We start from the raw sequence: 25,102 nt of genomic DNA on the forward strand, positions 1-25,102 counted from the left end.
TGGAGCCGTACCCGACCACGACGACCTCCCCAGGAGTGCACATGTTCGTCACCGGCCCCAGCGCACTCGCCGCGACCGACACCACCACGACCGTCCGCGAACTGCGCGACCGCACCGAGATCCTGGACGCGTTGTTGCGCTTCGGCCTCGGCTTCGACCTCCAAGACCGCGCGCTGTTCCGGACCGCCTTCACCCCGGACGCGGCCTTCGACTTCCGCCCGGTCGCCGCCGAACTCGGCCTGGACATACCGGTGATGGTCGGCATCGAGGCGATCGAGGCGGTGCACTTCAACCCGCGGGTGCGGCTGGACACCTCGCACACGATCACCAACGCGCGCATCGAGGTCACCGGCGACCGGGCCCGGCTGACCGCCCTGGTCGAGGCCCAACACCTCCCCACCGGCGACCACACCCGCCACCTGCTCCTGAAGAACCGCTACGCGGTGGACCTGCTCCGCGCCGACACCGCCTGGGCCATGCACCACCTGTACGTCGAGAACATCTGGCACACCGGCGACCCGAACGTCCTGACCGGCAACTGACCCCACCCGGCCCCGCCGCGGCTTCGGCTCAGCTCTGCGCCATGTCCACGAAGCGCGAGTAATGCCCCTGGAACGCCACGGTGATCGTCGCCGTCGGCCCGTTACGGTGCTTCGCCACGATCAGGTCCGCCTCCCCCGCGCGCGGCGACTCCTTCTCGTAGGCATCCTCGCGATGCAACAGGATCACCATGTCGGCGTCCTGCTCGATGGAGTTGTGGACGCTGATCCCGTTCGCGATGAAGTTGTGTGTGCCGAGCACCGTGGCGTCGTAGACCTCCTGCTCGCCGAGACTCTCGATCTCGGTGACCCGGTCCCAGAACACGTCGCTGGTCGCGAGGAGTTCCAGCTCCGCCTCCGCCAACACGGCCGCGACCTCGGCGAGCCCAGTCCTGCTCGGCGCCGCCTGGTACCGGGCCGTGCCGCAGGACGTGGAGCCCGGCACGGCCCGGGAGGCACCGGTGGACGTGTCGCGGTCCCGCATGGCCGTCTCGACGGCAGCCCGGACCTCACGCGGCACGGCGTCGAGGTTGCTGTTCGCCAGGACTGCGTCGAGCCGGGTCAGGGCCTTCGACACGGACTCCCCTCGGGCACCGTGTACGCCGACCTCGGTCAGGAAACGACGCCGGTCCTCGACCCCGGGGATGTCCACCGTCCATCCCGGTCGCCCCTTCGTGTCGCCCACGCGGCGCAGCCGGGAGCGAACGTCGACGCGCAGGAGCAGAAGTTGGAGATCGCGGGCGAGACGCTCGCTCGTGCTCGCGTAGTCGACGCGAACCGCACCCGACGCCGCGACCGTCACCGAGCCGTCGGTGGCCCACAGGTGCCGCAGGAACAGCCGCACCTGCTCGTCGGGCAGCCCGAAGACCTCCTCGGGCAGGAACTTCTCGTGCGACCGCCCGTCGTCCGACACACCGCCGTCACCCAGGAGGTGCGCGGCCATGACCACCTCAGCCCGCGGCCGGGCACCCCGACGCGTGGGAGCGTCCAGACGTCGGGGCACCGCGACCCGGGCACCGACCGTCAGTTCCCCCAGCGCCTTCCACCCGTCGTAGGTCTGGAAGGGGTGGTTCGCGGTGGCCTCGATCTCCCGCCCGGATGCCAACCGCAGCCGGAAGACCTCCTTGACCCCGCTGGGGAAGACATGCGTCATGGTGCGCGAGACGAGCCTCAGGTGCTCGTCCAGGGACCAGACGGGAATGTCCCGCTCACCCGTCGCCAACAGCTCGCCCATGGAGACCTCGGCACCGGTGTCGGCTCGCAACACCCGGGTCGCCGCCGTGACACAACCGGACTCACGCAGGTCGGAGACCATCGGCTTCTTGTCCGTGCGCTGTTCCGGGCCACGGTTGAGCTGGGACATCGCGACCACCGGGACCTCCAGCTCCTTGGCCAGGAGCTTGAGGTTTCGCGACATCTCGGAGACCTCCTGCTGGCGGTTCTCCGCCCGGCGCGAGCCGCCCGACTGCATGAGCTGGAGATAGTCGATGATCACCAGCCGCAGATCGTGCTTCTGCTTGAGTCGCCGACACTTGGCCCGGATCTCCATCATCGACAGGTTCGGCGAGTCGTCGATGTACATCGGCGCGGCGGTGACCTCACCCATCTTGCGGGAGAGCCGAGTCCAGTCGTCATCGGTCATGCTCCCCGACCGCATGTGATGCAACGCAACCCGCGCCTCCGCCGAGAGCAGGCGCATCATGATCTCGTTACGGCCCATCTCCAGCGAGAAAATCACACTGGCAAGACCATTTTTGATCGAACAAGCGCGAGCAATATCCAATCCGAGCGTTGACTTACCCATGGCCGGGCGCGCGGCGATCACGATCATCTGGCCGGAGTGGAGGCCGTTGGTGAGGGAGTCGAGGTCGGTGAAGCCGGTGGGGATGCCGGACATCTGGCCGCCGCGCGAGCTGATCGCCTCGATCTCGTCGAGGGCGCCCTCCATGATGTCGGCCAGCGGCGCGTAGTCCTCGGTGGTGCGCTGTTCGGTGACCTTGTAGACCTCGGCCTGGGCGTTGTTGACGATGTCGTCGACCTCGCCGTCGGCCGCGTAGCCCATCTGCACGATCCGGGTGCCCGCCTCGACCAGGCGCCGCAGCACCGCCTGTTCACGCACGATCCGGGCGTAGTACTCGGCGTTGGCGGCCGTGGGCACCGAGGAGATCAGCGTGTGCAGGTACGGCGCGCCGCCCACGCGGCCGATCTCGGTGCGCTTGGTCAACTCGGCGGCGACGGTGACCGCGTCGGCCGGTTCGCCCCGCGCGTACAGGTCCAGGATCGCGTTGTAGACGAGTTCGTGGGCGGGCCGATAGAAGTCGATCGGCTTGAGGTTCTCCACGACGTCGGCGATCGCGTCCTTGGACAACATCATGCCGCCGAGCACCGATTGTTCGGCGGCGATGTCCTGGGGCGGGGTTCGCTCGAATCCCTCGCGGGCCGGTTCGGGCCTGGCCTCTTCGAACTCGGAGACGCTCATGCCCGGGGTCTCCTTTCACAAAGGCTCGCGCGAGGTGGCACCGCAGTACACCGTGTCCTTCATACGCCACACGGCCGACAGATCCGCCGCGCGACGCGGCGTGCGGCCCTTCACCGTACGGGTGGACCCTGGGACCGCCAAGACGGTCATACACAGGGCCTGTGGATAACTGTGGACAACCTGTGGAGAGAGGCGGGTCGAGCTGTGCACAAGCTGTGCGCAGTCGGCCGCCAACGCTTCGCAATCATGTCCACAAACCGGCTCTGACCTGCGATTTCTCTATCCACCGGCTGTGTATGTGAAAAACTGTTGGGCGAATCATGCGGCTATCGCCCCACGTGTGCACCCGCGTACGCCCCGCGCTCGCCGGTAATACCCAGGAGCGCATTGTGACCCTTACCTGTGGATGACTACGGTGGACGCGTGCCGCCCACGGTCCCGTCCCCACCCCCCGAACCGCCCACCTCGCCACCGCCCGCCGCGGCGCACCCCGCCGACCACACGCAGCGTCGCGCCCACGACCGCGACATCCTGCGCCTGGCCGTCCCGGCCTTCTTCGCGCTGGTCGCCGAGCCGCTGTTCGTGCTCGTCGACTCGGCGATCATCGGCCGACTCGGCACGCCCCAGTTGGCCGGCCTCGGCGTCGCGGGCACGATGCTGACCACCCTGGTCAACCTGTGCGTGTTCCTCGCCTACGCGACCACCGCCGCGGTCGCGCGGCTGATGGGCGCGGGCGACCCGCGCGCCGCGATCCGCCAGGGCCTGGACGGCGTCTGGCTGGCCGCGCTGCTGGGCGTGGTGCTGCTCGTGGTCGGCCTGGTCGGCGCCCCGTGGATCGTCTCGGCGTTCGGCGCCTCGGACAGCGCGACCCCGCACGCGGTGACCTATCTGCGGATCGGCTCGCTGGGCATCCCGGCCATGCTGATCGTGCTCGCCGCCACCGGCGTGCTGCGCGGCCTCCAGGACACCCGGACCCCGCTCGTGGTCGCGGTGCTGGGCTTCGGCGCCAACCTGCTGCTCAACCTGGGGTTCGTCTACGGCCTGCACTGGGGCATCGCCGGATCCGCGTGGGGCACCGTGCTCGCACAGACCGCGATGGCCCTGGTCTACCTGGTCACCGTCGTCCGCGGCGCCCGCCGGCACGGCGCGGCGCTGCGCCCGGACCCGGCCGGCATCCGCGCCTCCGCCTCGGCCGGCGCACCGCTGTTCGTACGCACCGTCAGCCTGCGCGCCATCCTGATCGTGGCCACCGTGGCGGCCACCCGGATGGGCGACACCTCGATCGCCACCCACCAGGTCGCCTGGCAGATATGGACGTTCCTGGCCTTCGCGATGGACGCCCTGGCCATCGCCGCACAGGCGATCGTGGGCCGGGCCCTGGGCGCCGGGGACGCGCGCGGCGCCCGCGCGGCGACCCGCCGGATGCTGGTGTGGGGAGTGTGGACGGGCGTGCTGTTCGCGATCGTGGTGGTCGCCGCGCGCCCGCTGTACATCCCGCTGTTCAGCACCGACCCGGCGGTGCGCGACCTGCTGGCCGGCACGCTGCTCGCGGTCGCCGCCCTCCAGCCGCCGGCCGGCGCGGTGTTCGTACTGGACGGGGTGCTGATCGGCGCGGGCGACGGCCGCTACCTGGCCCTGACCATGCCCATCGTGCTGGCCGCCTTCTGCGCGGCGCTGGGCACCGTACTGGCCCTCGGCGGCGGCCTGATCGCCGTGTGGTGGTGGGCGATCGGCACGTTCATGGTCAGTCGCGCGCTCCTGCTCGGCCGGCGAGCGTACGGCGACGCCTGGCTGGTGACCGGCAGGCGCTGACGCCCGCGCGGCCGAGAGCCGTCCCGTCGGCCGCGCGGACGGGACGGCGACGCCTCACGCCCCGACGACCTGGTAGCCCGCCTCCACGACGGCCGCGCGCACCGCGTCCGGGTCCACGGGCTGCTCGGAGGTCACGGTCACCAGACCCGAGGCCAGCTCGACCTTGACGTCGGTCACGCCCGACACCTCGGAGACCTCCTCCGTGACGGACGAGACGCAGTGGCCGCAGGTCATCCCGCTGACGGTGAAGGTGGCGGTGCTCATGACGGTGATCCCTTCGTCGACACGAGGACCATGATCGGCCCCACAACGACGAATTTATACCCCCCAGGGGTATATACGCAAGTCATCGAACCCACTCGTTCGAGCGATTCCCCCCCACCACCGAACCCGCCCCGGACCCGCACCCGGCAATCCGGCCCCGCCCGACCCTCAGTCCGTCAACCGCGCCGAACGCACCGGTTCGACCACCGGCCGCCCGACCCGGAACACCGCGAGCGGCACGGCCTCCACCATGCCCGCCAACTCCCCGGCGGTCCGCGCACAGTCGATCACCTGGCTGAGCGGATGCGTCGCGTAACCGTGCCGGGCCAGCGTCAACCAACAGCGCAACAGCCCCCGCCCCGCCTCCAACAGCTCCACCGGCCCCACCGTCCCGCCCGGCGCGGTCACCACCAGCACACTCCCGTCGTACCGCAACAACCCCCGCGACGCCGCCGCCAACCCCCGCGCCAACCCGACCCGCCGCAACACCCGATACACGGCCGGGCGCAGCACCGCGTGCAGCGCCCGCTCCTCGAACCGGGACAGCGCCAACGCCCGCCCGGTCAACCCGTCCCGCGGCTGCGGCCGACCGGCCGGCACCGGCCGCAGCCGCAACCAGTCGCGCAACTCGGCGACCAGCGCCGGATCCGCGAACAACCGGCGATCCGCCTTGTCCGACAACGGCGCCAACGCCCTGGTACCACCCCGCCACAGACCCGCCGACCCGGCGAACGCCGCCGTCGCCTCGGCCAACAACGAATCCGGCAGCGTCCCCGGCGCGTACGCCCCACGCGCACTGCGCCGCCCCGCCAGGTCCGCCGCGCCGAACAGGGTCGGATAACACTCGTCCGCCCGCACGAACCGGGCCACTTCGCCCTGCTCCGGCGCGGCACCCCACTCCACCCGCAGCGGCACCTCCAGCGCCGCGGACGCGATCAGGAACGCCTCGGCGAACGCGCCGAGCGCCAGGAACAGGTCCCGCCGGGTCGGATCGCCGACCGGCAACTCCCGCTCGGCGTCCCAGGACAACGCGTAGCCCAACGCGCCGCTCGGCGTCACCGTCCAGGGCTGCGTGTTGTGCGCGCTGGGCGCCCGGCCGGCCGACCGCAGCAGTTCCGCGAGTTGCGTGCTCACCCGGTGCCCCCCACCGTTCGCTGGTAGAACGTGTGCCCGTGCAGCTCCCGGCCGCCGATCCGGCGATACTGCGCGGCCGACGCCTTGTTGTCGTCCTCGACCCACGTGCTGCGCAACGTGTCGTAGCCGCCCGCCCGCAGCGCCCGATACTGCTCACGCGCCAGCAGCGTCAGATAGCCGCGGCCCTGGGCCGCCGGCACCGTGCCCTTGATGATCAACACCGCCTCGCGGCGATAGCGCCCGCGCGTGGCCAACAGCCGCAACTGGTTGCCCAAGTGCAGATCGCCGCCGATCCGGATCAGGAACTCCGAGATGTCCGGCACCGCGAGCGTGAACGCGATCGGCTCACCCGCCCGCTCCAACCACAGCAGCAACGACTCGTCCAGCAGATGCGCCAACCCGTCGGTCTGCGCCCGCAGTTCGTCGAGCTCGATCGGCGTGTAGTAACCCAGTTGCCCGAAACTCGCGTTCAACATCGTGTGCAGGACCGGCAGTTGCTCGGCCAACCGGCGTCGCGAGCCACGCCGGATCACCAACTTCTCGGCCGCGATCCGGGCGTCGTCGAACGCATATGTGGCATCCGGCTCGTCGGTGCGCTCGCGCAGACCCGGACAGATCCACGTCGACGCGGAGAACCTCCGGCCGAAACCGGCCCGTTCGTAGGTCTCCGGATACCGCGCCGGATTCCACGCCGAATCCACGAAGCCGCGCTCGGTGAACCCGGAGGTGATCACCCCACCGGTCTGGTTCGGCAACAACGCGACCGGCCCGAACAGGGTCCGGCGACCGCCCCGCGCGGCCCGCCGCTCCATCAGCTCCACCAGGGCCGCGAACACCGCCGGGTCGTCGGCGAACTCGGTGAGTCCGAACAACTGATGCCGCCCGCGCAGCTTGGCGTCCAAGCGCCCGTCGGTGTGCAGACAGGTCCGGCCCACCGCCCGCCCCGCTCCATCCCGCACCACGTACAACTCGACGCCGGCCCGCTGCCACTGCCGCACCTGCCCGTGCAGCACCGGCACGTACCGGTCCTTCGGGTGCAGCCGCAACGGAAGTTCGCAGAAGTCGCGCAACGCGCGCCGCGAGGCGACCCGCTCCACCGTCGGTGTCACGACTTCGCCTTCCGATGCACGGGCGCGCCGCTGTGCTCGGCCCCGATCGGGGTGAACTCCTGGATGTGCGCCATCTCGTTGCCCTCGGCCCGCCACGCGCCGTTGCTGTAGCCGCCCGGCTGCGCGTCGAAGAGCCGGATGAAGCCGGCCGTGCCATTGCGGTCGCCGTGATCGGTCATCCAGCACATCAGGTCGCGGTGCGCCTTGGAGCGGGCGAACCGCAACAGCGCGTCCCGGTCCGCGAACACCGCGATCGTGCCCAGCGTGAACGGCCCCTGCCGGTAGACCTTGTGCCAGCGGTAGCCGTCCATCCGCTTCATGGTGCGCACCATCCGCAGATACGGCCGGAGCAGCGAGAGCAGCGAGCGCAGTCCGCGATAGTGCGTGGCCCCGATGAACAACGCCTCGCCCTGTGCCTGCGGCGGCGCCGCCGAGAAGTCGGTGGTCCTCATCGCTGCTCCCCCTCCACGAGGTAGACGTTCTTGATCTTGCTGGTACCGCGCAGGAACGGCCCGGTCCCGAAGTCGTGTACGAGCACCCGCACATCGGCCGCCGTCGGGTCCTCCGCGAGCGACTGGGCGAAGTCCCGGCTGACCCGGGCCAGGTGCCGCACCACCCCCTCGCGGCACACCCGGGCGAGCTTGTCCCGATCCACCTCCTGCGCCGAAGTACCGTCGCGCAGTTGGAGGTTGACCACGGGCCTGCTCTCCAGGTCGGCGTACTCGTCGACGGTCAGGCAGAACCCCTCCAGGTGCGCCGCCATCGGGTTGTCCCGGTACAGCCCGTACTCGACGTCCTGCGGGTAGATGTTGGCGCCCATGTACGAAATCGTGCTGTCCTTGCGCCCGAAGAGCAGCAGCAGCGGCAACCGCATGCCCTCGACCCGGGCCGCGCGCTCCCAGTCGACCCACGCCCGGGCGTCCGGCCGGATCATCTCCTCGACCTGCGCGAAGGTGAGCAACCGGCCCTCGTCGCCGATGTTGTAGCGCACCTTCGGGCTCATCACCGCGGTCGAGTTGATCGTGCAGATCACCTCGTCCTCGGCGTTGGTCTCCAGGTACGTCTCCAGCGGGTTGTACTGGAACACCATCGGCACCCGGCCCTCGTCCGGCCCCAGCAGTTGCGCCCGCAGCCGCTCGTCGGTCAGCAGCCGCTTGCGCAGCCACACCGTCGCGTCGCTCTCGCCGGCCATCCCGATGGTCAGGTCCGAGGCACCGTAGCCGGAGCGCACCTTGACGAAGCGCTCCTCCAGGTAGTCGCGCAGCGCCTCGGTCATGCCCTCGCCGCCGACGAAGCCGTACATCGCGTGCCGACGCCAGTCGAAGCCCTCGGCGTCCAGGCGGTCGCGCAGATGCTTGAGGAACGGCGGGTACGCGGTGACCAGGTAGGTGAAGCGCGGCCCGAAGTGGCGCAGCGTGTCCACGATCTTGTCGATGTCGGGGCCGGTGTTCTTGACCATCGCCACCCGGGCCATCGCGATCCCGGTGTTGGTCCCGGTGGCCCACGCGCCCATCGAGTACGCGTTGATCACGAACAACTTCCGCCGGGGGAAGACCAGCGAGGTGTAGCCGGCCACGTTGCGGTGCACCGACTTGAGTTCGCGCCGCGAACGCAGCCAGTTGTGCGGTGTCCCGGAGGACCCGGACGACTCGTCCACCACCGTCCCGGCCACCTCCAGCGTGCCCAGCCAGCAGCGGGTGTCCTCGGGATACGCCTTGACGTAGTTCTCCTTGGACGTCTCCGGGTACGAGGTGAGGTCGAACCAGCGGAAGCGCCACCGGTGCTGGCGCAGGAAGTCGCGGTAGGCGGGTACGTCGAGCGCGGCGAACTGGCAGGTCATCCACGCGTGTCGGCGGGCGAATCGCTGCATCCACGGCCGATAGTTGCGCGCGGTCCAACGCCAGACGACGGGATGGATCCGGTAGAGCTGATACAGACCGGTCAGCGCGAAGCTGACCACACGCAGCAACCACTGTCGGATGAACCTGGCCATGACCGCCCGCCCCTTTGCCGCGCCGGCCCACCCGGCGTATGTCTCCAGCCTGCGGCGACAGGGGTGTTCGGGACATGAGTACCACTACTCAGTCCACTACTCGAAAACGCCGAACGGCCCGACCCCACAGGGGTCGGGCCGTTCGGGTGCTTCAGGTCAGGCAGGCACGACGTCGAGGTCGAGCGCGGCCGAAACCTCCTGGTGGAGGCGGACCGTGATGCGGTGTGACCCGACGGTCTTGATCGGCGTACCGATCTCGACGCGACGCTTGTCGATGTCCGGACCGCCAGCGGCCTTGATGGCCGACACGACGTCCGCGACGGTGACCGAGCCGAAGAGTCGGCCCGTCTCGCCGGCGCGCGTCTGGAGCGTCACCTTGAGACCCGCGAGCTGACCCTTGACCTCGGCGGCCTGGTCGAGCGTGCGGATCTCGCGGACCTTGCGGGCGCGACGGATGGCCGCCACGTCCTTTTCGCCGCCGCGGCTCCAGCGAATCGCGTAGCCGCGCGGGATGAGGTAGTTGCGGCCGTAGCCGTCCTTGACCTCGATGATGTCGCCGGGCTCACCGAGACCGGTCACCTCGTGGGTGAGGATGAGCTTCATGACAAGATCACCCTTTCTCAGCGAGCAGTGCTGGTGTACGGCAGCAGCGCCATCTCGCGGCTGTTCTTGACAGCCACGGCGACGTCACGCTGGTGCTGCGTGCAGTTACCGGTCACGCGACGAGCGCGGATCTTCCCGCGGTCGGAGATGAACTTCCGCAGCAGGTTGGTGTCCTTGTAGTCCACATAGGAGATCTTCTCCTTGCAGAACACGCAGACCTTCTTCTTAGGCTTGCGCGCAGGCGCCTTCGCCATTGTGCTCTCCAGATCGTTTCAGAAGTCTTCAGCTCGGGATGCGAACCGATCCCTGGGCCTTGCGGCCTAGAAGGGGGGTTCGTCCGAGTAGCCGCCCGGCGGGGGACCCCAGCCCCCCGCGCCGCCGCCGCCCTGCTGCTGGCCGCCCCCTGCGGGAGTGGCCCACGGGTCGTCGGCGGGTGCGCCACCGCCCTGCTGGGGACGGCCGCCGTAGCCACCGCCGCCCTGCTGGCCGCCGTAACCGCCACCGCCCTGCTGCTGACCGCCGCCGTAGCCACCCTGACCGCCGCCTCCGCGGCTGGTCTTGGTGATCTTGGCGGTGGCCCACTTCAGGGTCGGGCCGATCTCGTCGACCTCGAGCTCCACGACGGTGCGCTTCTCGCCCTCTTTGGTCTCGTAGGACCGCTGCTTCAGCCGGCCCTGGACGATGACGCCCGTGCCGCGCTGGAGGGATTCCGCGACGTTCTCCGCGAGTTGCTTCCAGGCCGAACAGCGGAGGAACAGCGCTTCGCCGTCCTTCCACTCGTTCGTCTGACGGTCGAACGTGCGCGGCGTGGACGCCACGGTGAAGTTCGCGACAGCGGCACCGCTGGGCGTGAAGCGCAGTTCCGGGTCGGCAGTCAGGTTTCCGACAACAGTGATGATGGTCTCGCCTGCCATGCTGACCCCTTCGCTGATTTCAGCGCAGTGCTGCGTTTCGACGTGCGGTGCGGTTGGTGGTGCGCGCGAGCTCGGACTAGCGCTGGTCGGGGCGCAGGACCTTGGTCCGCAGCACCGACTCGTTGAGGTTCATCTGACGGTCGAGTTCCTTGACGGTCGCGGGCTCCGCGGCCAGGTCCACGACGGCGTAGATGCCCTCGGACTTCTTCTTGATCTCGTACGAGAGCCGGCGACGGCCCCACGTGTCGATCTTCTCGACCTTGCCACCGTCGTTGCGGATGACATTGAGGAACTGCTCGAGCAGCGGCGTGACCGCGCGCTCTTCGAGGTCCGCGTCGAGGATGACCATGAGTTCGTAGCTACGCATGTGAACACCCACCTCCTGTGGACTGATCGGCCACGGAATCTCCGTGGCAGGAGGGCTTGCGTAATGCCGCCGCGCCAAGGCGGCCCCCGAAAACGCGCGGGGGTGCCGAGAGTGCAGCGGACGGTACAGCGTACCCGGACCCGCACACACTCTTGAAATCGAGCTTGACGCGGTCGCCTCGGGGGATGGATATACCGACAAAACGTCCACTCCGCAGTCACTCACCGGAGGCGCGCGATGGCACAAACGATCCGCCGCACGGGATCCGCGGCAACCGCGGGAGCGCATCGGCCCCACCTGACCCTCAACTCCGACGGCCGGGCACATCCGCGCGAGAACGCGCTGGTGGCCGCGGTGGTGCTGTTCGCGCTGGTGGGCGGCATCTGTGCGTTCTTCAAGGACATGCACATCCTGGGCGCGTGGACCGCGCTCGCGGGTGTGGTGACCGGTCTGATCAGCCAGATGTTCTCGGCGACCACCGAGGAGCGGGTGGTCACGGTGCTCGCGCTCGGCGTGTCCGCCGTGGCCCTGTTCATGAACATGTTCCACGGTGGCCTCTACTGACCCCGACCCGCGCACCGCGCGACGGCCCGCCGGACGATTCTCCGGCGGGCCGCTCGCTGCTCTCGACGGCGGCCGGGCGTCCGTTTTGCCGATGAAGGTCCGGCTCGTCCTCGTACCGTCCCGACTGCGACGCCCGGCACGATCCATAGCGCCCAAAGGCGCAGTAACCTCTGTCACGGCCGAACCGATTTCGAGGAGCTCTTACATGTCTTTGCGCCTGAGGACGCTCACCGCCGAGGAGCATCTCGCCTTTATCAAGGGCAGGCCCTCCGTGAGCTTTCTTCAGTGCCCCTCCTGGGGTGCGGTGAAGAGTGAGTGGCGATCCGAGAGCATCGGTTGGATCGACGAGTCGGGCGCCGTCGTGGGCGCGGCACTCGTGCTGTACCGGCAACTGCCGAAGATAAAGCGCTATCTCGCGTACATGCCGGAGGGCCCGGTCATCGACTGGTTCGACGGCGACCTGCGCAAGTGGCTCGACCCGATGCTCGCGCACCTCAAGAGCCGCGGCTCGTTCTCGGTCAAGATGGGCCCGCCGGTGGTGATCGCCCGCTGGGAGGCGGACACGATCAAGAAGGCGATCGCGGCCAAGTCGGCGAACCGGCTGCGGGATCTGGCCCCGGACTGGACCGACGACCGCGGCGCCGAGTTGGAGCGCCAACTGCGCGGCCTGGGTTGGCAGCAGGACGCGTCGGGCGGGGCCGGTTTCGGCGACGTGCAGCCGCGCTACGTGTTCCAGGTACCGCTGGTCCGGCGCAGCCTGGAGGACGTGCACGCGGGCTTCAACCAACTGTGGCGACGCAACATCAAGAAGGCCACGAAGGCCGGCGTGGACGTGGTCCAGGGCGGCTACGACGACCTGCCGGTCTTCCACGAGGTCTACAAGGTCACCGCGGTCCGCGACCACTTCACCCCGCGGCCGTTGGCCTATTTCCAGGGCATGTGGAAGGCGCTCAACGCCGAGGACCCCGAGCGCATGCGGCTGTATCTGGCCAAGCACGAGGGCGAGGTGCTCGCCTCCACCACGATGGTCACCGTGGGCGACCACGTCTGGTACTCGTACGGCGCGTCGGCCAACCACAAGCGTGAGGTGCGCCCCTCGAACGCGATCCAGTGGCGGATGTTGCGGGACGCGTACGCCCTCGGCGCCTCCGCCTACGACCTGCGCGGCATCAGCGACACCCTGGACGAGAACGACCACCTCTTCGGACTCATCCAGTTCAAGCTCGGCACCGGCGGCCAGGCCGTCGAGTATCTCGGCGAGTGGGACTTCCCGCTCAACAAGATGCTGCACAAGGCGCTGGACATGTACATGTCACGCCGCTGACGCACTACCGGCGGCACCTGTGTCGTCGGCTCGATACGTGATCGTCGCGACGCGGCCGGCGTCGTGTGTTCCCCGCCTCCGCCCTGCGTTCTCCAAGGGCAAGCCCCGTACACGGAAGGCCCCGAAGCGCCCATGTCGCTCACGCTCTACGTCGATGCCGCCCGCTGGCGCAAGCACCAGGACGAGGTACGCGACACGTTCCCCGGTCTCGTACCGGTGATGAAGGGCAACGGGTACGGGTTCACCAATCCCAGGCTGGCCGAGGAGGCCGCCCGGATGTGCGTGGACACCGTGGCCGTGGGGACCACCTACGAGGCCGCGGTGGTCAAGGACCACTTCGACGGCAAGGTCCTGGTGCTCACGCCGTACCTGCGCGGCGAGGAGGCGGTCCCGCTGCCGGATCGCACCATCCGCACGGTCTCCTCGGTGCAGGCCGCCCGGGATCTGGTGGGCTGCCGGGTGGTGGTCGCGTGCATGACCACGATGAAGCGGGACGGGGTCACCGAGGAGGAGCTGGTCAAGCTCCGCACCGGGATGGACGACGTGCGCCTGGAGGGCTTCTCGCTGCACCTGCCGCTGGACCACCCGGACGGCTACGACCCGGTGGCCGAGGTGGTGGGCTGGGTCGAGCGGCTGCGCGCGGCCCGGCTGCCGGTACGCACGATGTACGTCAGCCACCTGACCGCGGCCGAGCTCGCGGTGCTGCGCGAGCGGCACCCGGACACCGAGTTCCGGCCGCGGATCGGCACCGACCTGTGGCTGGGCGACCACGACGCGCTGGCCAGCCGGGGCACCGTGTTGGACGTGGTGCGGATCGCGCGCGGCGAACGCTTCGGCTACCGCCAGCGCAAGGCGCCCAGCGACGGGCACCTGGTCGTGGTCAGCGGCGGCACCGCCCAGGGGGTGGGCCTGGAGGCGCCCAAGACCGTGCGCGGAGTGATGCCCAGGGCCAAGGGCGTCGCCCGGGCCGGCCTGGCGACCGTCAACCGCGCGTTGTCCCCGTTCACCTGGGCGGGCAAGCAGCGCTGGTTCGCCGAGCCGCCGCACATGCAGGTCAGCCTGCTGTTCCTGGCCAACGACGTGGCCCCGCCCAAGCCGGGCGACGAGTTGGAGGCCGCGCTGCGGCACACCACGACGCACTTCGACCGGATCGCCCTGCGCTGACCCGACCACGCGAAGGGCCTCGGCCGGGACGGTTCGCGCGTCCCGGCCGAGGCCCTTCGTTCCTGCCGCCCGGCGTCGGGCCCGTGTCCTGCTCAGCCGCCCGCGCGGGCCAGGACCGAGGTCGGCACGAAGACGTCCGGGGCCCGGTCGAGCACCCCGCCCGAGGGGTCGTCGCTGCCGTCCGCGCGCACCGGGTCCCGATCCGGACGCAGGATGTCGCGCACCACGACCAGGCACAGGTAGGCGGTGCCGAGCAGGTGCAGCAGGATCACCACGTGGTAGGCGTTCTGCGACAGGCCCTTGCCGGAGAACGAGGCGATGTACATCCACACGCCGATGAAGTACGTGACCTCGCACGCCTGCCAGATCAGGAAGTCCCGCCAGCGCGGCCGGGCCAACACCGCCAGCGGGATCAGCCACAACACGTACTGCGGTGAATAGACCTTGTTGGTCAGGATGAAGGCCGCCACGATCAGGAACACCAATTGGGCGAACCTGGGCCGACGCGGCGCGCACATGGTCAACGCGGCGATCGCCAGGCAGCACAACACCAGGCTCAGCGTGACGTAGGTGTTCAGATGCTCCAGTGGTCGCCCGTCGCGCTGCTGGATGATCAACCACACCGAGCCGTAGTCGGCGGGGCGGTCCTGGCTGAACGTATAGAAGAGTTTCCAGCCCTCGCGGATGTGCAATCCGCCCTCGAAGTCCAGCATCACCGGCAGGTTCACCACCAGCCAGGACACCGCCGCCGCCGCGGCGGTCCGGGCGAACGCGAGCATCCGGCCCGAGCGCAGACACAACAGGAACAGCGGCGCCAGCAACAACACCGGATACAGCTTCGCCGCGGTCGCCAGACCGATCAGCACACCGGCGACCACCACGTTGCGCCGCGCCCACGACCACATCGCCACCGCCGTCAGCGCGACCGCGACCAGGTCCCAGTTGATCAGCCCGTTCAGCGCCAACGCGGGCGCACAGGCCACCATCGCGGCGTCCCAGGGCCGACGCCCGGAGGTGCCCTTGACCGCGATCACGGTCACCACCGCACAGGCCATCATGATCAACGCGTTGATCATCACGAACCAGAGCTGCTCGTCCTTGAGGTCGCCTCCGGTGAGGTCGCCCGCCGCCCGCGCCAGGGTCCCGGCGAAGGCCATCACCCCACCGGTGATGACCGGATACTCCAGGAACCTCATGTCCTTGTCGCCGGTCTCCTGGAAGTACGGGATCTTCCCGTCCGCGAGACCACGATTGACGTACAGGTGCGGCATGTCGCTGTAGCAGGCGTGCGAGTACTGCGTGGTGCCGGAGAACCAACCGCCGTCGTAGCAGGGCTTCTTCTGCATGATCCCGAGCGCGAAGCAGACCACCGCGAGCAGCACGAGCACCCGGACCGGGGTCCACCACCGATTCGGCACGAACCGGATCCGGCGTCCGGCGGGTCCGCCGACGAGCTCGCTGCCCGCCCGGACCACGGGGTCGTCCCGGGTGGGCAGGACGGGTTCGGTCGATGTCGGCGTCATGGCGCTCATCCTCTCGCGTTCCCCGAGGAGGCTGCCCTCGCCGGCCGGATACGACAACGCGTGCCCCACCGCCGAGGCGATGGGGCACGCGTAAGGCTAGGCCCTGTCCGGTGTGGCCACCGGTCAGCCGCCTCGTCCGCCGATGATGAAGCCGCTGTTGCCACCACCGCGGGTGGTGCCCTGCGGTCCGCCGGGCGGATCCGTGTTCGACGGCTTCGTCGTGGACGGCTTGGTGGTGTGTCCACCACCGGGGTCACCCGTACCGCCCTGCGGGCCACCACCGGCCGCGCTGGTCGTCGGCGCGGCCGGAGTGGTCTGCGGCGCGCTGGAGGTGGGCGGCGGCGGTGGCGTCGTACGCGTCGGCGGCGGCGTGTTCGACGGCGGGAGCGTCACCTTGTCCTTGCCCTCGAATTTCTCGCCGGGCTCGGAGAAGTCCACCGAGGGCAGACCCTGGACCGCGTTCTTCATGTACGCGGTCCACACCAACGTGGGGATGTCACCACCGTGGACGGAGTCGCGACCACCGAGGCCCTTGAGCGACAGCCGGGCGTGCGTGTTCGGGTCCTCCCGGAACAGCGCCACCGACGTGGCCAGGTTGGGCGTATAGCCCACGAACCACGCGGAGTTGTTGCCGTCGGTGGTACCGGTCTTGCCGGCCACCGGCCGGTTCAACGCCTTCGCGGCCCGACCGGTGCCGTCGCCGAGCGGCGGGTTGTCCACGACCCGCATCATCACCTTGTTGACGGTGTCGGCGACGTTCTTGTCGAACAGCTGCTTGGGCTCGTGCTTGGGCACGTCCCGCTTCGAGCCGCTGTAGGTGACTTCCTTGACGAAGTACGGATCCGCGTGCATGCCGCGCGCCGCGAAGGTGGCGTACGCCTCCGCCATGTCCAGCGCACTCGGCGGTGCCACACCCAACGCCATCGTCGGCGTCGCCTCGAACGAGCTGAGGTTCGGCGGCAGACCGGCGTCGATCGCGGCCTTCTTGACGTTCTCCGGGCCCACGTCGGCGGCGAGTTGCAGGAAGACGGTGTTCACCGACTTCTCCATGGCTCTGGTGATCGGGATCGGACCGTAGTCCACATCCCCCTCGTTCGGCGCCAGGTACTCCTTGTTGGTCTTGTTGTCCTTGAAGACCTGACCGTTGCGCAGCTTGATCGGAATCTTGCTGTCGCCGTTGTACAAACTCTCCGGCCCGATCGGCTTGCCGTCCGCGCCGCCGTTGCGCAGGGCCGCCGCGAGCACGAACAGCTTGAACGTCGAACCGGCCTGGATGTCTTGTCTGACCGCGTCGTTGTACTCCTGCTGGATGAAGTCCGGGCCGCCGTACAGCGCGACCACCGCCCCGTCGCCGGGAACCACCGAGGCCAGGCCGGTGCGGATATAGCGGTCCGCCTCGTTCTTGTCCGGCTTGAGTTCGGACGTCAACTGGTCCTTGACCGCCGCCACCGCGGCGTCCTGGCGGGACTTGTCGAACGTGGTGACGATCTTGAAGCCGCCGCGGGCGAGCTCGGCCTCCGGGATCACGTTGTTGGCCTTGAGGTACTGGTCGGTCACCTTCATCAGGTATCCGGCCTGACCGGCCTTGTTCGCGGCGGGCTTCGGCTTGATCGGCATCGGGAACTGCAGCGCGTCCCGTTCCGCCTTGGGCAGCCAGCCCTCCTTGACCATGCCGTTGAGCGCGTAGTTCCAGCGCCCCTTGACGTTCTCGAGCTGGCCGGGGAACTCGATCACGTCGTAGATGCCCGGCGCGTTGAGCAGGGTCGCCAGATAGGCGCCCTCGGCCACGTTCAGGTCGCCGACGTTCTTGCCGTAGTACGCCTGCGCGGCGGCCTGGATGCCGTAGGCGTTACGACCGTAGAAGGCGGTGTTCAGGTAGCCGACCAGGATGTCGTCCTTGCGCATCTGCCGGTCGACCTTGAGCGCGATGAAGATCTCGCTGAACTTGCGCTTGAAGGTGCGTTCCTGGGTCAGGTAGGTGTTCTTGACGTACTGCTGGGTGATGGTCGAACCACCCTGCGTGTCGCCACCCTTGACCATGGTGACCCCGGCCCGCAGCAAGCCCTTCGGCGAGACGCCCGAGTCGCTGTAGAACGACCGGTTCTCCGCCGCGATCACGGCGCGTTGTACGTGCTTGGGGATCTGGTCGACCGTCACGTTCTGGCGGTTGACCTGCCCGGTCCGACCGATCTCGGTCTTCCCGTCGGCGTAGTAATAGATGTTCGACTGGTAGGTCGTGTTCGCGTTCGGGTCCGGCACCTTGACCATCGCGTACGCCAGGGCCGCCACGCCCATGATCGACGCGAGGAAGAACAGGATCATCGCCAGGATCTGCTTGAAGGACGGCAACCAGCGACGCACGCCGGTCTTGCCGAACCTCGGATAGTCGATGAACCGCTTCTTCCGGGGCGGGCCGGCCTCCGCGCGCGAACGGCTGCCGGACGCGGCGCCGTTGGCGGCCCGCCGACCACCCGAACGGGCGGCGGCTCGGGCCTCCATCCGCGACAGCGGACGCTCTTCGTCGCCTCCTCCGGGCGCGGCGGGCGTCGACGAGCCACCGGGTGGCGTCCCGCCCCCGGCACCACCCGTGCCCCCCGAATACGAGTCACCGCGCCCCTCGGGACGCGGTTGCTGTGATCTACGGCGATGTTCACTCATGCGTTCGCTACTCCTCGGCCGTACGACGCGGAGGTCGGACGCACGGGTCGTGGCTCTCCGCTCCCCAGGACGCACACGCGCGAGGGGCGGTTCCGCAGAAAGCGGGGCTTGAGGTACCACACGGCGGAACAGACTACGCGGAACCGCTTTCGCGACCTCACTGTGACCTGCCTGTGACCCGAGTCACCGGCGGCCGCCTTGCCACCACACGGCAAGGAGACCTATCGTCTCGATGTATCGGTTCGATACATCGGGCCGGTACATCGAGCCGGGGGCACAGGAGCCCCGGCCGGACGAAGGTCGGCTGCGACCGTATCCCACGGTTGCAACGGATCCACGTCCGGTCCGGTCGCAGTGGATGGAGGAAAGCGATGAGCAGGCGCGGTGGCGTCCTCGAATTCGCGATCCTCGGCCTGCTGCACGACTCCCCCATGCACGGTTACGAACTGCGCAAGCGGCTCAACACCGTGCTCGGCTCGTTCCGTGCCATCGCCTACGGCACCCTCTACCCGTGTCTGAAGTCCCTGCTCGAACGGGGCTGGCTCGCGGAAGAGGTTCCGGAGGTGACGGCACTCGCCGGCAGCAAACGATCCCGGATCGTCTACCAGCTCACGGCACAGGGCAAGGAGCACTTCCAAGAACTGCTGTCCGAGTCCGGGCCCTCGGCCTGGGAGGACGAGAACTTCGGCGTGCACTTCGCCTTCTTCGGTCGAACCGACCACGAGGTGCGCATGCGTATCCTCGAGGGTCGGCGCAGCCGGCTCGAGGAACGCCTCGACCGGGTGCGCGGGTCGCTGACCCGGACACGGGAGAAGCTCGACGGCTACACCCTCGAGTTGCAGCGACACGGCTTGGAGTCGGTCGAGCGCGAAGTGCGCTGGCTGAACGAGCTCATCACCGCCGAGCGGCATGCCGGAGCCACTCCGGACGCCACCGGCCCCGAGGCACCGGTCGACGCGTCGCAGGACGCCGACCGACCTCGGACCCCCACCCAGGACGTGGCCTCGGACCCGTCCGCATCCAACAACTGAGGTCGCCGGTTCATGGCGACTTCGTCGAGATCACAGGGAGCAACCGGAATGGGTTCGGTTCGCGTAGCCATCGTCGGCGTGGGCAACTGCGCCGCTTCGCTGGTGCAGGGCGTCGAGTACTACAAGGACGCCGACCCGAACAGCCGCGTCCCCGGCCTGATGCACGTGCAGTTCGGCGAGTATCACGTGCGTGACGTCGAGTTCGTGGCTGCTTTCGATGTGGACGCCAAGAAGGTCGGCTTCGACCTCACGGACGCCATCGGTGCCAGCGAGAACAACACGATCAAGATCTGCGACGTGCCGCCTTCGGGCGTCACCGTGCAGCGTGGTCACACCCTGGACGGTCTCGGCAAGTACTACCGCGAGACCATCGAGGAGTCGCCCGAGGCTCCCGTCGACGTGGTCAAGGTCCTCAAGGACCAGGCCGTCGACGTGCTCGTCTGCTACCTCCCGGTCGGCTCCGAGGACGCGGCGAAGTTCTACGCCCAGTGCGCCATCGACGCCAAGGTCGCGTTCGTCAACGCTCTCCCGGTCTTCATCGCCGGGACCAAGGAGTGGGCGGACAAGTTCACCGAGGCGGGCGTGCCGATCGTCGGCGACGACATCAAGTCGCAGGTGGGCGCCACGATCACGCACCGCGTGATGGCGAAGCTCTTCGAGGACCGCGGTGTCCTGCTGGAGCGCACCATGCAGCTCAACGTCGGCGGCAACATGGACTTCAAGAACATGTTGGAGCGGGACCGTCTGGAGTCGAAGAAGATCTCCAAGACGCAGTCCGTCACCTCGCAGGTCGACCGTGACCTCGGCGCCGACAACGTGCACATCGGCCCGTCGGACTACGTCGCGTGGCTCGACGACCGCAAGTGGGCGTACGTGCGCCTGGAGGGTCGTGCCTTCGGTGACGTCCCGCTGAACCTGGAGTACAAGCTCGAGGTCTGGGACTCGCCGAACTCGGCCGGTGTCATCATCGACGCCGTGCGCGCCGCGAAGATCGCCAAGGACCGCGGCGTCGGTGGCCCGATCCTGTCGGCGTCCTCGTACTTCATGAAGTCGCCGCCGGTGCAGTACTTCGACGACGAGGCCCGCAACGCCGTCGAGGCCTTCATCAAGGGCGACATCGAGCGCTGACCCGCTCCGCTCGACGCGCGCCGCGCCGGCGCACCCGAGTGATCGAAGGCCCGGCTCCCCTCCAGGAGCCGGGCCTTCGGCGTACCCGCCCCGGGGGCGAGTGTGCGGTATCCGGGCCTCGGCGGCGGGCCGGCTACGGTGGGCGCTGTGGCCCTCATCCGTGATCTGCGCTCATTGCTGAAGTTGCGCGACTTCCGTCGGCTCTTCGCCACCCGGCTGACCTCGCAGCTCTCCGACGGGGCCTTCCAGGTCGCGATCGCGGGTCAGGCGTTCTTCTCGCCGGAGAAGCAGACCTCGGCGGCGGACATCGCCACCGCGTTCGCGGTGTTGTTGCTGCCCTATTCGCTGGTCGGACCGTTCACCGGGGTGTTGCTCGACCGGTGGCGGCGACGGCAGGTGTTGGTCTCGTGCAACCTGCTGCGGGCGGTGCTGGTCGCGGCGACCGCGGGTCTGGTGCTGCTCGGGGTGCCGGACGCGGTCTTCTACACGGCGGCGCTCGTGGTGCTCTCGGTGAACCGGTTCGTGCTCGCCGGGTTGTCCGCGTCGCTGCCGCGCGTGGTGCCGGCCGAGCGGCTGGTGACCGCGAACTCGGTGTCGCCCACGGCCGGGACCGTCGCGGCGGCGATCGGCGGCGGCACGGCGGTGCTCGTGCACGCGTTCCTGGCCGAGGGTTCGGGCGCGACCGCGCTGGTGATCCTGGTGTCCGGGCTGTTGTACCTGGGCTCGGCGGCGGTCGCGGCGACGATGCCGGCCGATCTGCTCGGGCCGGATCCGGACCGGGTGTTGCCCGGGGTGGGCGACGCGCTGCGTTCGGTGGCTCGCGGGCTGCGCGAGGGGGCGACGCACGTGTGGCGACGTCGGGCCCCCGCGCACGCGTTGGCGGCGATCACCGCGATGCGGTTCTGCTACGGCGTGCTCACCGTGATGACCGTGTTGCTCTGCCGCAATACGTTCAACGATCCGAGCGACACCGACGGGGGACTGGCCACCTTCGGGATCACGGTCAGCGTGTCCGCGCTCGGCTTCTTCGTCGCGGCCGTGGCCACGCCTTCGATCACCACCCGGATCGGTGTCGCGGCCTGGATCGGCACGTGCGCGTTCGTGGGGGCGGTGTGTCAGGCCGCGCTGGGTCTGCCGTTCGCGTTCGCGCCGCTGGTGGTGGGCGCGTTCCTGCTCGGGTTGACCTCGCAGGGCGCCAAGATCGGCGTGGACACGATCGTGCAGACCACCGTCGACGACGCGTACCGGGGTCGGGTGTTCTCCGTCTACGACGTGCTGTTCAACGTCGCGTTCGTGGGTGCCGCCGCCGTCGCGGCGCTCGGTCTGCCCGACGACGGCCGCTCGCCGGCGGTGTTGCTCGGGGTGGCCGGGGTCTATGTGGCGACCGGCGTCCTGTACACACTGGCAGCGCGCCGCCACCCTCCGGTGATCGATACGGCCCTTCCGGTGGACGACCGCCGGCCCTGATATCCCTTTTGTTGCCGATCACGGCTTATTTTCCTCGGCTACATGTCCAGGAAATTACCTGCGGGTAGTGCAATGGCGAGGACGAAGTTCTAACCTGCACATCCAGCGATTTTCGGCACCTCTGGAGATACTCCATGTCCAATAACGCCGGTTCGGGTGAAAACGATCCTCTGCCGTACATACCGGCATGGACCGAGAACACCCCGCCGCACGGGCACTCGCTTCCGTCGCGGGAGGCGTCGATGCCGCACGTGCCCGCGGTGCGCCGGGCGCAGGCCGACGGGCGTGCGGCGCGCCGGGCCGCGGCCCCGCCGAGCGGGCGGGCCCGGCGTGGGCGCGGGGTGCTGATCGCGGTGGTGGCCGTGCTGCTGGTCGGCGGCACGGCGGCGGGGGGCTGGTGGTACGTGAACAAGGAGGACGGCGGACCGCGGATCCACGAGGGCGACTGTCTGCGGGACAAGGCGACCATCGACCAGGACCCGGTGAAGTGCGAGGACCCGGCGGCGCGGTTCATCGTGGTCGAACGGGTTCAGGGGACCACGTTCATCGGGGTGTGCGATTCGGTGCCGGGCGATCCCATCGCGTTGGCCTCGGATCCCACCGTGGAGAGCTTCGTATTGTGTCTCGCCGCGCGAAAATAGCCCTTCGCGCGCCCGGACAGCGGCTTTATGTCCGTTATTCCGCTCACATTCGATCGGTGCAAGGGGAATCCCCGCAGCGGGTGTCCGGCCGGACCCCTAGTGTTCCGGACTGTCTCACCAGTCCCCTGCAACGGAGATCGTCCCCATGTCCAATCCCTTCCCGCCCGGGCCCAACGGTCCTCAGCAGCCGAACCAGGGCTGGAACCAGCAGCCGGGCCAGCCCCAGCAGCCCCAGCAGGGTTGGGGTCAGCAGCCGGGCCAGCCGCAGGGCGGTTTCCCGCCGGGCGGCTTCCCGCAGGGCGGTCAGCCGGGCTTCTACGGCGGCCCGCCGCCGCCCCCGCCGCGCAAGAGCAAGATCAAGCGGATCGTCATCCCGATCGTGGTCCTGGCGGGCCTGGTCATTGCCGGCACCGTGGCCAGGAACGCGCTCAGCAAGGACGACGTCACCGGCGCCAAGCCGGGCAGTTGCTTCGGCACGATGAAGGGCGGCCCGATCAGCTCCAAGGAGTCGCCCAAGATCGTCGACTGCACTTCGCCCAGCGCCAAGTGGAAGACGCTGCACAAGTTCGGCGATTCCTCGGCAAGCGACAAGTGCGAGGCGATCAAGGGCTACGTGGCGAGCTACGAGTGGACCGGCAAGGGCAAGGGCACGCTCTGCCTCGGCTTCACCGCGAACACCACCCTGGCGGACGCCAAGGCGTTCGACCCGACCGGGACCATCATGCTCAAGCAGTCCGACTTCGAGGCCCTGACCAAGGAAAAGGGCATCGACGTCCCCCCGACGCCGTAGGCCGTGACGACGAAGGGCCGGCCGATGGTCATCAACCCCCATCGACCGGCCCTTCCCGTTGCCGTCAGGCTCCGTTCGCCGCCCACCACTCGCGCAGCGCCGCGACCGCCCGGTCGTGGTCCATCGGGCCGTGTTCGAGCCGCATCTCCAGCATGTGCCGGTACGCCTTGCCCACCAGCGGGCCCGGCGGCACCTCCAGCAGTTTCATGATCTCGTTGCCGTCCAGGTCCGGCCGGATCGAATCCAGCTCCTCCTGCTCGGCGAGCTGCGCGATCCGCTCCTCCAGCGAGTCGTAGGCGCGCGCGAGCGTGACGGCCTTGCGCTTGTTGCGCGTCGTGCAGTCCGACCGGGTCAGCTTGTGCAGCCGATCCAACAACGGCCCCGCGTCCCGTACGTACCGGCGCACCGCCGAGTCGGTCCACTCGCCCGTGCCGTAGCCGTGGAAGCGCAGGTGCAACTCGACCAGGCGCGTGATGTCGTCGGTGACGTCCTTCGGGTACTTCAGCGCCTTCAGCCGCTTGCGCGTCATGTGCGCGCCGACCATCTCGTGATGGTGGAACGAGACCCGCCCGTCCGGCTCGAAGCGGCGCGTGCGCGGCTTCCCGATGTCGTGCAGCAGCGCGGCCAGGCGCAGGATCAGGTCCGGCTCGCCCGGCGTCTCCAGCGCCATCGCCTGTTCCAGCACGGTGAGCGTGTGCTCGTAGACGTCCTTGTGCCGGTGGTGCTCGTCCACCTCCAGGCGCAGCGTCGGCAACTCGGGCAGCACCCGTGCGGCCAGCCCGGTGGAGACCAGCAACTCCAGACCCTTGCGCGGGTGGTCGGAGCAGATCAGCTTGTTCAGCTCGTCCCGGACCCGCTCGGCGGAGACGATGTCGATGCGTTCGGCCATGTCCGTCATCGCCGCGACCACCTCGGGCGCGACCTCGAAGTCGAGCTGCGCGGCGAAGCGCGCGGCGCGCATCATCCGCAGCGGGTCGTCCCCGAAGGAGTCCTCGGGCCTGCCCGGTGTGCGCAGCACCCGCGCGGCCAGGTCCGTCAGCCCGCCGTGCGGGTCGACGAAGGTGATCCCGGGCAGCGCGACCGCCATCGCGTTGACCGTGAAGTCGCGACGGACCAGGTCGTCGTCGATCGAGTCGCCGTAGGAGACCTCGGGCTTGCGCGAGGTGCGGTCGTACGCCTCGGAGCGGTAGGTGGTGATCTCGATCTGGTAGTCCGGCGAGTCCGCGAGCTTCTTGCGACATCCCACCGTTCCGAACGCGATCCCCACGTCCCACACCGCGTCCGCCCACGGGCGCACGATCGCCAGCACCTGTTCGGGGCGGGCGTCGGTGGTGAAGTCGAGGTCGTTGCCCAGCCGACCGAGCAGCGCGTCCCGCACCGAGCCGCCGACCAGCGCGAGCGTGTGCCCGGCCGCCTCGAAGCGGCGGGCGAGGTCGTCGGCGACGGGGGCGACGCGCAACAGTTCGGTGACGGCGCGGCGCTGTACGGCGCTCAGTTCGCCGCCGGCCGGCGGGTCGTCCGGGTGGGGTGTGTTCTTGGCGTTCGGCACGGGAGACAAGGTTACGGGTCGAGGCCGCGGGTCTCGCGCGCATTATGCC

23 protein-coding genes are annotated in these 25,102 nt (G+C 69.1%); 10 read left to right on the forward strand and 13 right to left on the reverse strand.

The window, feature by feature from the left end:
- The first annotated feature begins 41 nt into the window (after positions 1–41).
- Positions 42–542: a nuclear transport factor 2 family protein gene (locus tag ACH4U8_RS33495; protein WP_395782227.1), complete on the forward strand. Its 501-nt coding sequence runs from the start codon at positions 42–44 to the stop codon at positions 540–542.
- 28 nt (positions 543–570) lie between these two features.
- On the opposite strand, the gene ACH4U8_RS33500 is transcribed toward ACH4U8_RS33495, so the two are convergent.
- Positions 571–3,018 carry a replicative DNA helicase gene (locus ACH4U8_RS33500; RefSeq protein WP_395782229.1) on the reverse strand — a complete coding sequence of 816 codons (2,448 nt, stop codon included), beginning with the start codon at positions 3,016–3,018 and terminating at the stop codon, positions 571–573.
- Positions 3,019–3,441: 423 nt separating this feature from the next.
- On the opposite strand from ACH4U8_RS33500, the gene ACH4U8_RS33505 reads away from it, so the two are divergent.
- Positions 3,442–4,830, forward strand: a complete 1,389-nt coding sequence (locus ACH4U8_RS33505; RefSeq protein ID WP_395782231.1) for an MATE family efflux transporter — start codon at positions 3,442–3,444, stop codon at positions 4,828–4,830.
- A gap of 54 nt (positions 4,831–4,884) precedes the next feature.
- On the opposite strand, the gene ACH4U8_RS33510 is transcribed toward ACH4U8_RS33505, so the two are convergent.
- The 9 genes from ACH4U8_RS33510 to rpsF all read right to left on the reverse strand — a co-directional run bounded on the left by ACH4U8_RS33510 (position 4,885) and on the right by rpsF (position 11,214).
- Positions 4,885–5,094 (reverse strand): heavy-metal-associated domain-containing protein, encoded by a 210-nt coding sequence (locus ACH4U8_RS33510; protein ID WP_360315764.1) that lies wholly within the window; start codon positions 5,092–5,094, stop codon positions 4,885–4,887.
- 168 nt (positions 5,095–5,262) lie between these two features.
- The gene (locus tag ACH4U8_RS33515) at positions 5,263–6,228 is read right to left on the reverse strand and encodes a hypothetical protein (protein WP_395782233.1); all 966 of its coding nucleotides are present in this window, start codon (positions 6,226–6,228) and stop codon (positions 5,263–5,265) included.
- Complete coding sequence (locus ACH4U8_RS33520) at positions 6,225–7,337, reverse strand: hypothetical protein (RefSeq protein ID WP_360315768.1); 1,113 nt, start codon at positions 7,335–7,337, stop codon at positions 6,225–6,227. Before ACH4U8_RS33520 ends, ACH4U8_RS33515 begins: the two co-directional genes overlap by 4 nt.
- Positions 7,334–7,789, reverse strand: coding sequence for a DUF4188 domain-containing protein (locus ACH4U8_RS33525; protein WP_360315770.1), 456 nt, complete (start codon positions 7,787–7,789; stop codon positions 7,334–7,336). Before ACH4U8_RS33525 ends, ACH4U8_RS33520 begins: the two co-directional genes overlap by 4 nt.
- On the reverse strand, positions 7,786–9,330 hold the full coding sequence (locus ACH4U8_RS33530; RefSeq protein ID WP_395782235.1) for a phenylacetate--CoA ligase family protein: 1,545 nt from the start codon (positions 9,328–9,330) through the stop codon (positions 7,786–7,788). The genes ACH4U8_RS33525 and ACH4U8_RS33530 overlap by 4 nt, the downstream gene beginning before the upstream one ends.
- Positions 9,331–9,486: 156 nt before the next feature.
- A complete protein-coding gene (gene rplI / locus ACH4U8_RS33535; RefSeq protein WP_020557175.1) occupies positions 9,487–9,933 on the reverse strand; it encodes a 50S ribosomal protein L9 in 447 nt (148 codons plus the stop codon).
- 17 nt (positions 9,934–9,950) lie between these two features.
- On the reverse strand, positions 9,951–10,187 hold the full coding sequence (gene rpsR, locus ACH4U8_RS33540; RefSeq protein ID WP_020557174.1) for a 30S ribosomal protein S18: 237 nt from the start codon (positions 10,185–10,187) through the stop codon (positions 9,951–9,953).
- 66 nt (positions 10,188–10,253) lie between these two features.
- Positions 10,254–10,847 carry a single-stranded DNA-binding protein gene (locus ACH4U8_RS33545; protein WP_395782237.1) on the reverse strand — a complete coding sequence of 198 codons (594 nt, stop codon included), beginning with the start codon at positions 10,845–10,847 and terminating at the stop codon, positions 10,254–10,256.
- A gap of 76 nt (positions 10,848–10,923) precedes the next feature.
- Entirely contained in the window at positions 10,924–11,214 is a 291-nt protein-coding gene (rpsF, locus tag ACH4U8_RS33550) for a 30S ribosomal protein S6 (protein ID WP_020557172.1), read from the reverse strand.
- A 237-nt stretch (positions 11,215–11,451) separates the two neighbouring features.
- Here rpsF and ACH4U8_RS33555 point away from each other — a divergent pair, with 237 nt between their 5' ends.
- The 3 genes from ACH4U8_RS33555 (at position 11,452) to ACH4U8_RS33565 (ending at position 14,266) form a co-directional block, all read left to right on the forward strand.
- Positions 11,452–11,778 (forward strand): hypothetical protein, encoded by a 327-nt coding sequence (locus ACH4U8_RS33555; protein WP_360315775.1) that lies wholly within the window; start codon positions 11,452–11,454, stop codon positions 11,776–11,778.
- Positions 11,779–11,983: 205 nt separating this feature from the next.
- Positions 11,984–13,102 carry a lipid II:glycine glycyltransferase FemX gene (locus ACH4U8_RS33560; protein WP_395782239.1) on the forward strand — a complete coding sequence of 373 codons (1,119 nt, stop codon included), beginning with the start codon at positions 11,984–11,986 and terminating at the stop codon, positions 13,100–13,102.
- 132 nt (positions 13,103–13,234) lie between these two features.
- Positions 13,235–14,266, forward strand: a complete 1,032-nt coding sequence (locus ACH4U8_RS33565) for an alanine racemase (protein ID WP_360315779.1) — start codon at positions 13,235–13,237, stop codon at positions 14,264–14,266.
- A gap of 92 nt (positions 14,267–14,358) precedes the next feature.
- On the opposite strand, the gene ACH4U8_RS33570 is transcribed toward ACH4U8_RS33565, so the two are convergent.
- Positions 14,359–15,798 carry a glycosyltransferase 87 family protein gene (locus ACH4U8_RS33570; RefSeq protein WP_360315781.1) on the reverse strand — a complete coding sequence of 480 codons (1,440 nt, stop codon included), beginning with the start codon at positions 15,796–15,798 and terminating at the stop codon, positions 14,359–14,361.
- Between the two features lie 114 nt (positions 15,799–15,912).
- A complete protein-coding gene (locus ACH4U8_RS33575) occupies positions 15,913–18,288 on the reverse strand; it encodes a transglycosylase domain-containing protein (protein WP_395782240.1) in 2,376 nt (791 codons plus the stop codon).
- A gap of 530 nt (positions 18,289–18,818) precedes the next feature.
- On the opposite strand from ACH4U8_RS33575, the gene ACH4U8_RS33580 reads away from it, so the two are divergent.
- The 5 genes from ACH4U8_RS33580 (at position 18,819) to ACH4U8_RS33600 (ending at position 23,504) form a co-directional block, all read left to right on the forward strand.
- Entirely contained in the window at positions 18,819–19,478 is a 660-nt protein-coding gene (locus tag ACH4U8_RS33580) for a PadR family transcriptional regulator (RefSeq protein WP_360315785.1), read from the forward strand.
- Between the two features lie 48 nt (positions 19,479–19,526).
- On the forward strand, positions 19,527–20,606 hold the full coding sequence (locus ACH4U8_RS33585; RefSeq protein ID WP_360315787.1) for an inositol-3-phosphate synthase: 1,080 nt from the start codon (positions 19,527–19,529) through the stop codon (positions 20,604–20,606).
- Positions 20,607–20,753: 147 nt separating this feature from the next.
- Positions 20,754–22,073 (forward strand): MFS transporter, encoded by a 1,320-nt coding sequence (locus tag ACH4U8_RS33590; RefSeq protein ID WP_395782242.1) that lies wholly within the window; start codon positions 20,754–20,756, stop codon positions 22,071–22,073.
- 242 nt (positions 22,074–22,315) lie between these two features.
- On the forward strand, positions 22,316–22,714 hold the full coding sequence (locus ACH4U8_RS33595) for a hypothetical protein (protein WP_395782244.1): 399 nt from the start codon (positions 22,316–22,318) through the stop codon (positions 22,712–22,714).
- 145 nt (positions 22,715–22,859) lie between these two features.
- On the forward strand, positions 22,860–23,504 hold the full coding sequence (locus ACH4U8_RS33600) for a hypothetical protein (RefSeq protein ID WP_395782246.1): 645 nt from the start codon (positions 22,860–22,862) through the stop codon (positions 23,502–23,504).
- A gap of 64 nt (positions 23,505–23,568) precedes the next feature.
- Here the strand turns inward: ACH4U8_RS33600 and ACH4U8_RS33605 are convergent, their stop codons facing one another.
- Positions 23,569–25,053 carry a CCA tRNA nucleotidyltransferase gene (locus ACH4U8_RS33605; RefSeq protein WP_379991821.1) on the reverse strand — a complete coding sequence of 495 codons (1,485 nt, stop codon included), beginning with the start codon at positions 25,051–25,053 and terminating at the stop codon, positions 23,569–23,571.
- Between the last annotated feature and the right edge of the window lie 49 nt (positions 25,054–25,102).

It is taken from the genome of Embleya sp. NPDC020886, assembly GCF_044333915.1.
Taxonomy (GTDB): Bacteria; Actinomycetota; Actinomycetes; order Streptomycetales; family Streptomycetaceae; genus Embleya.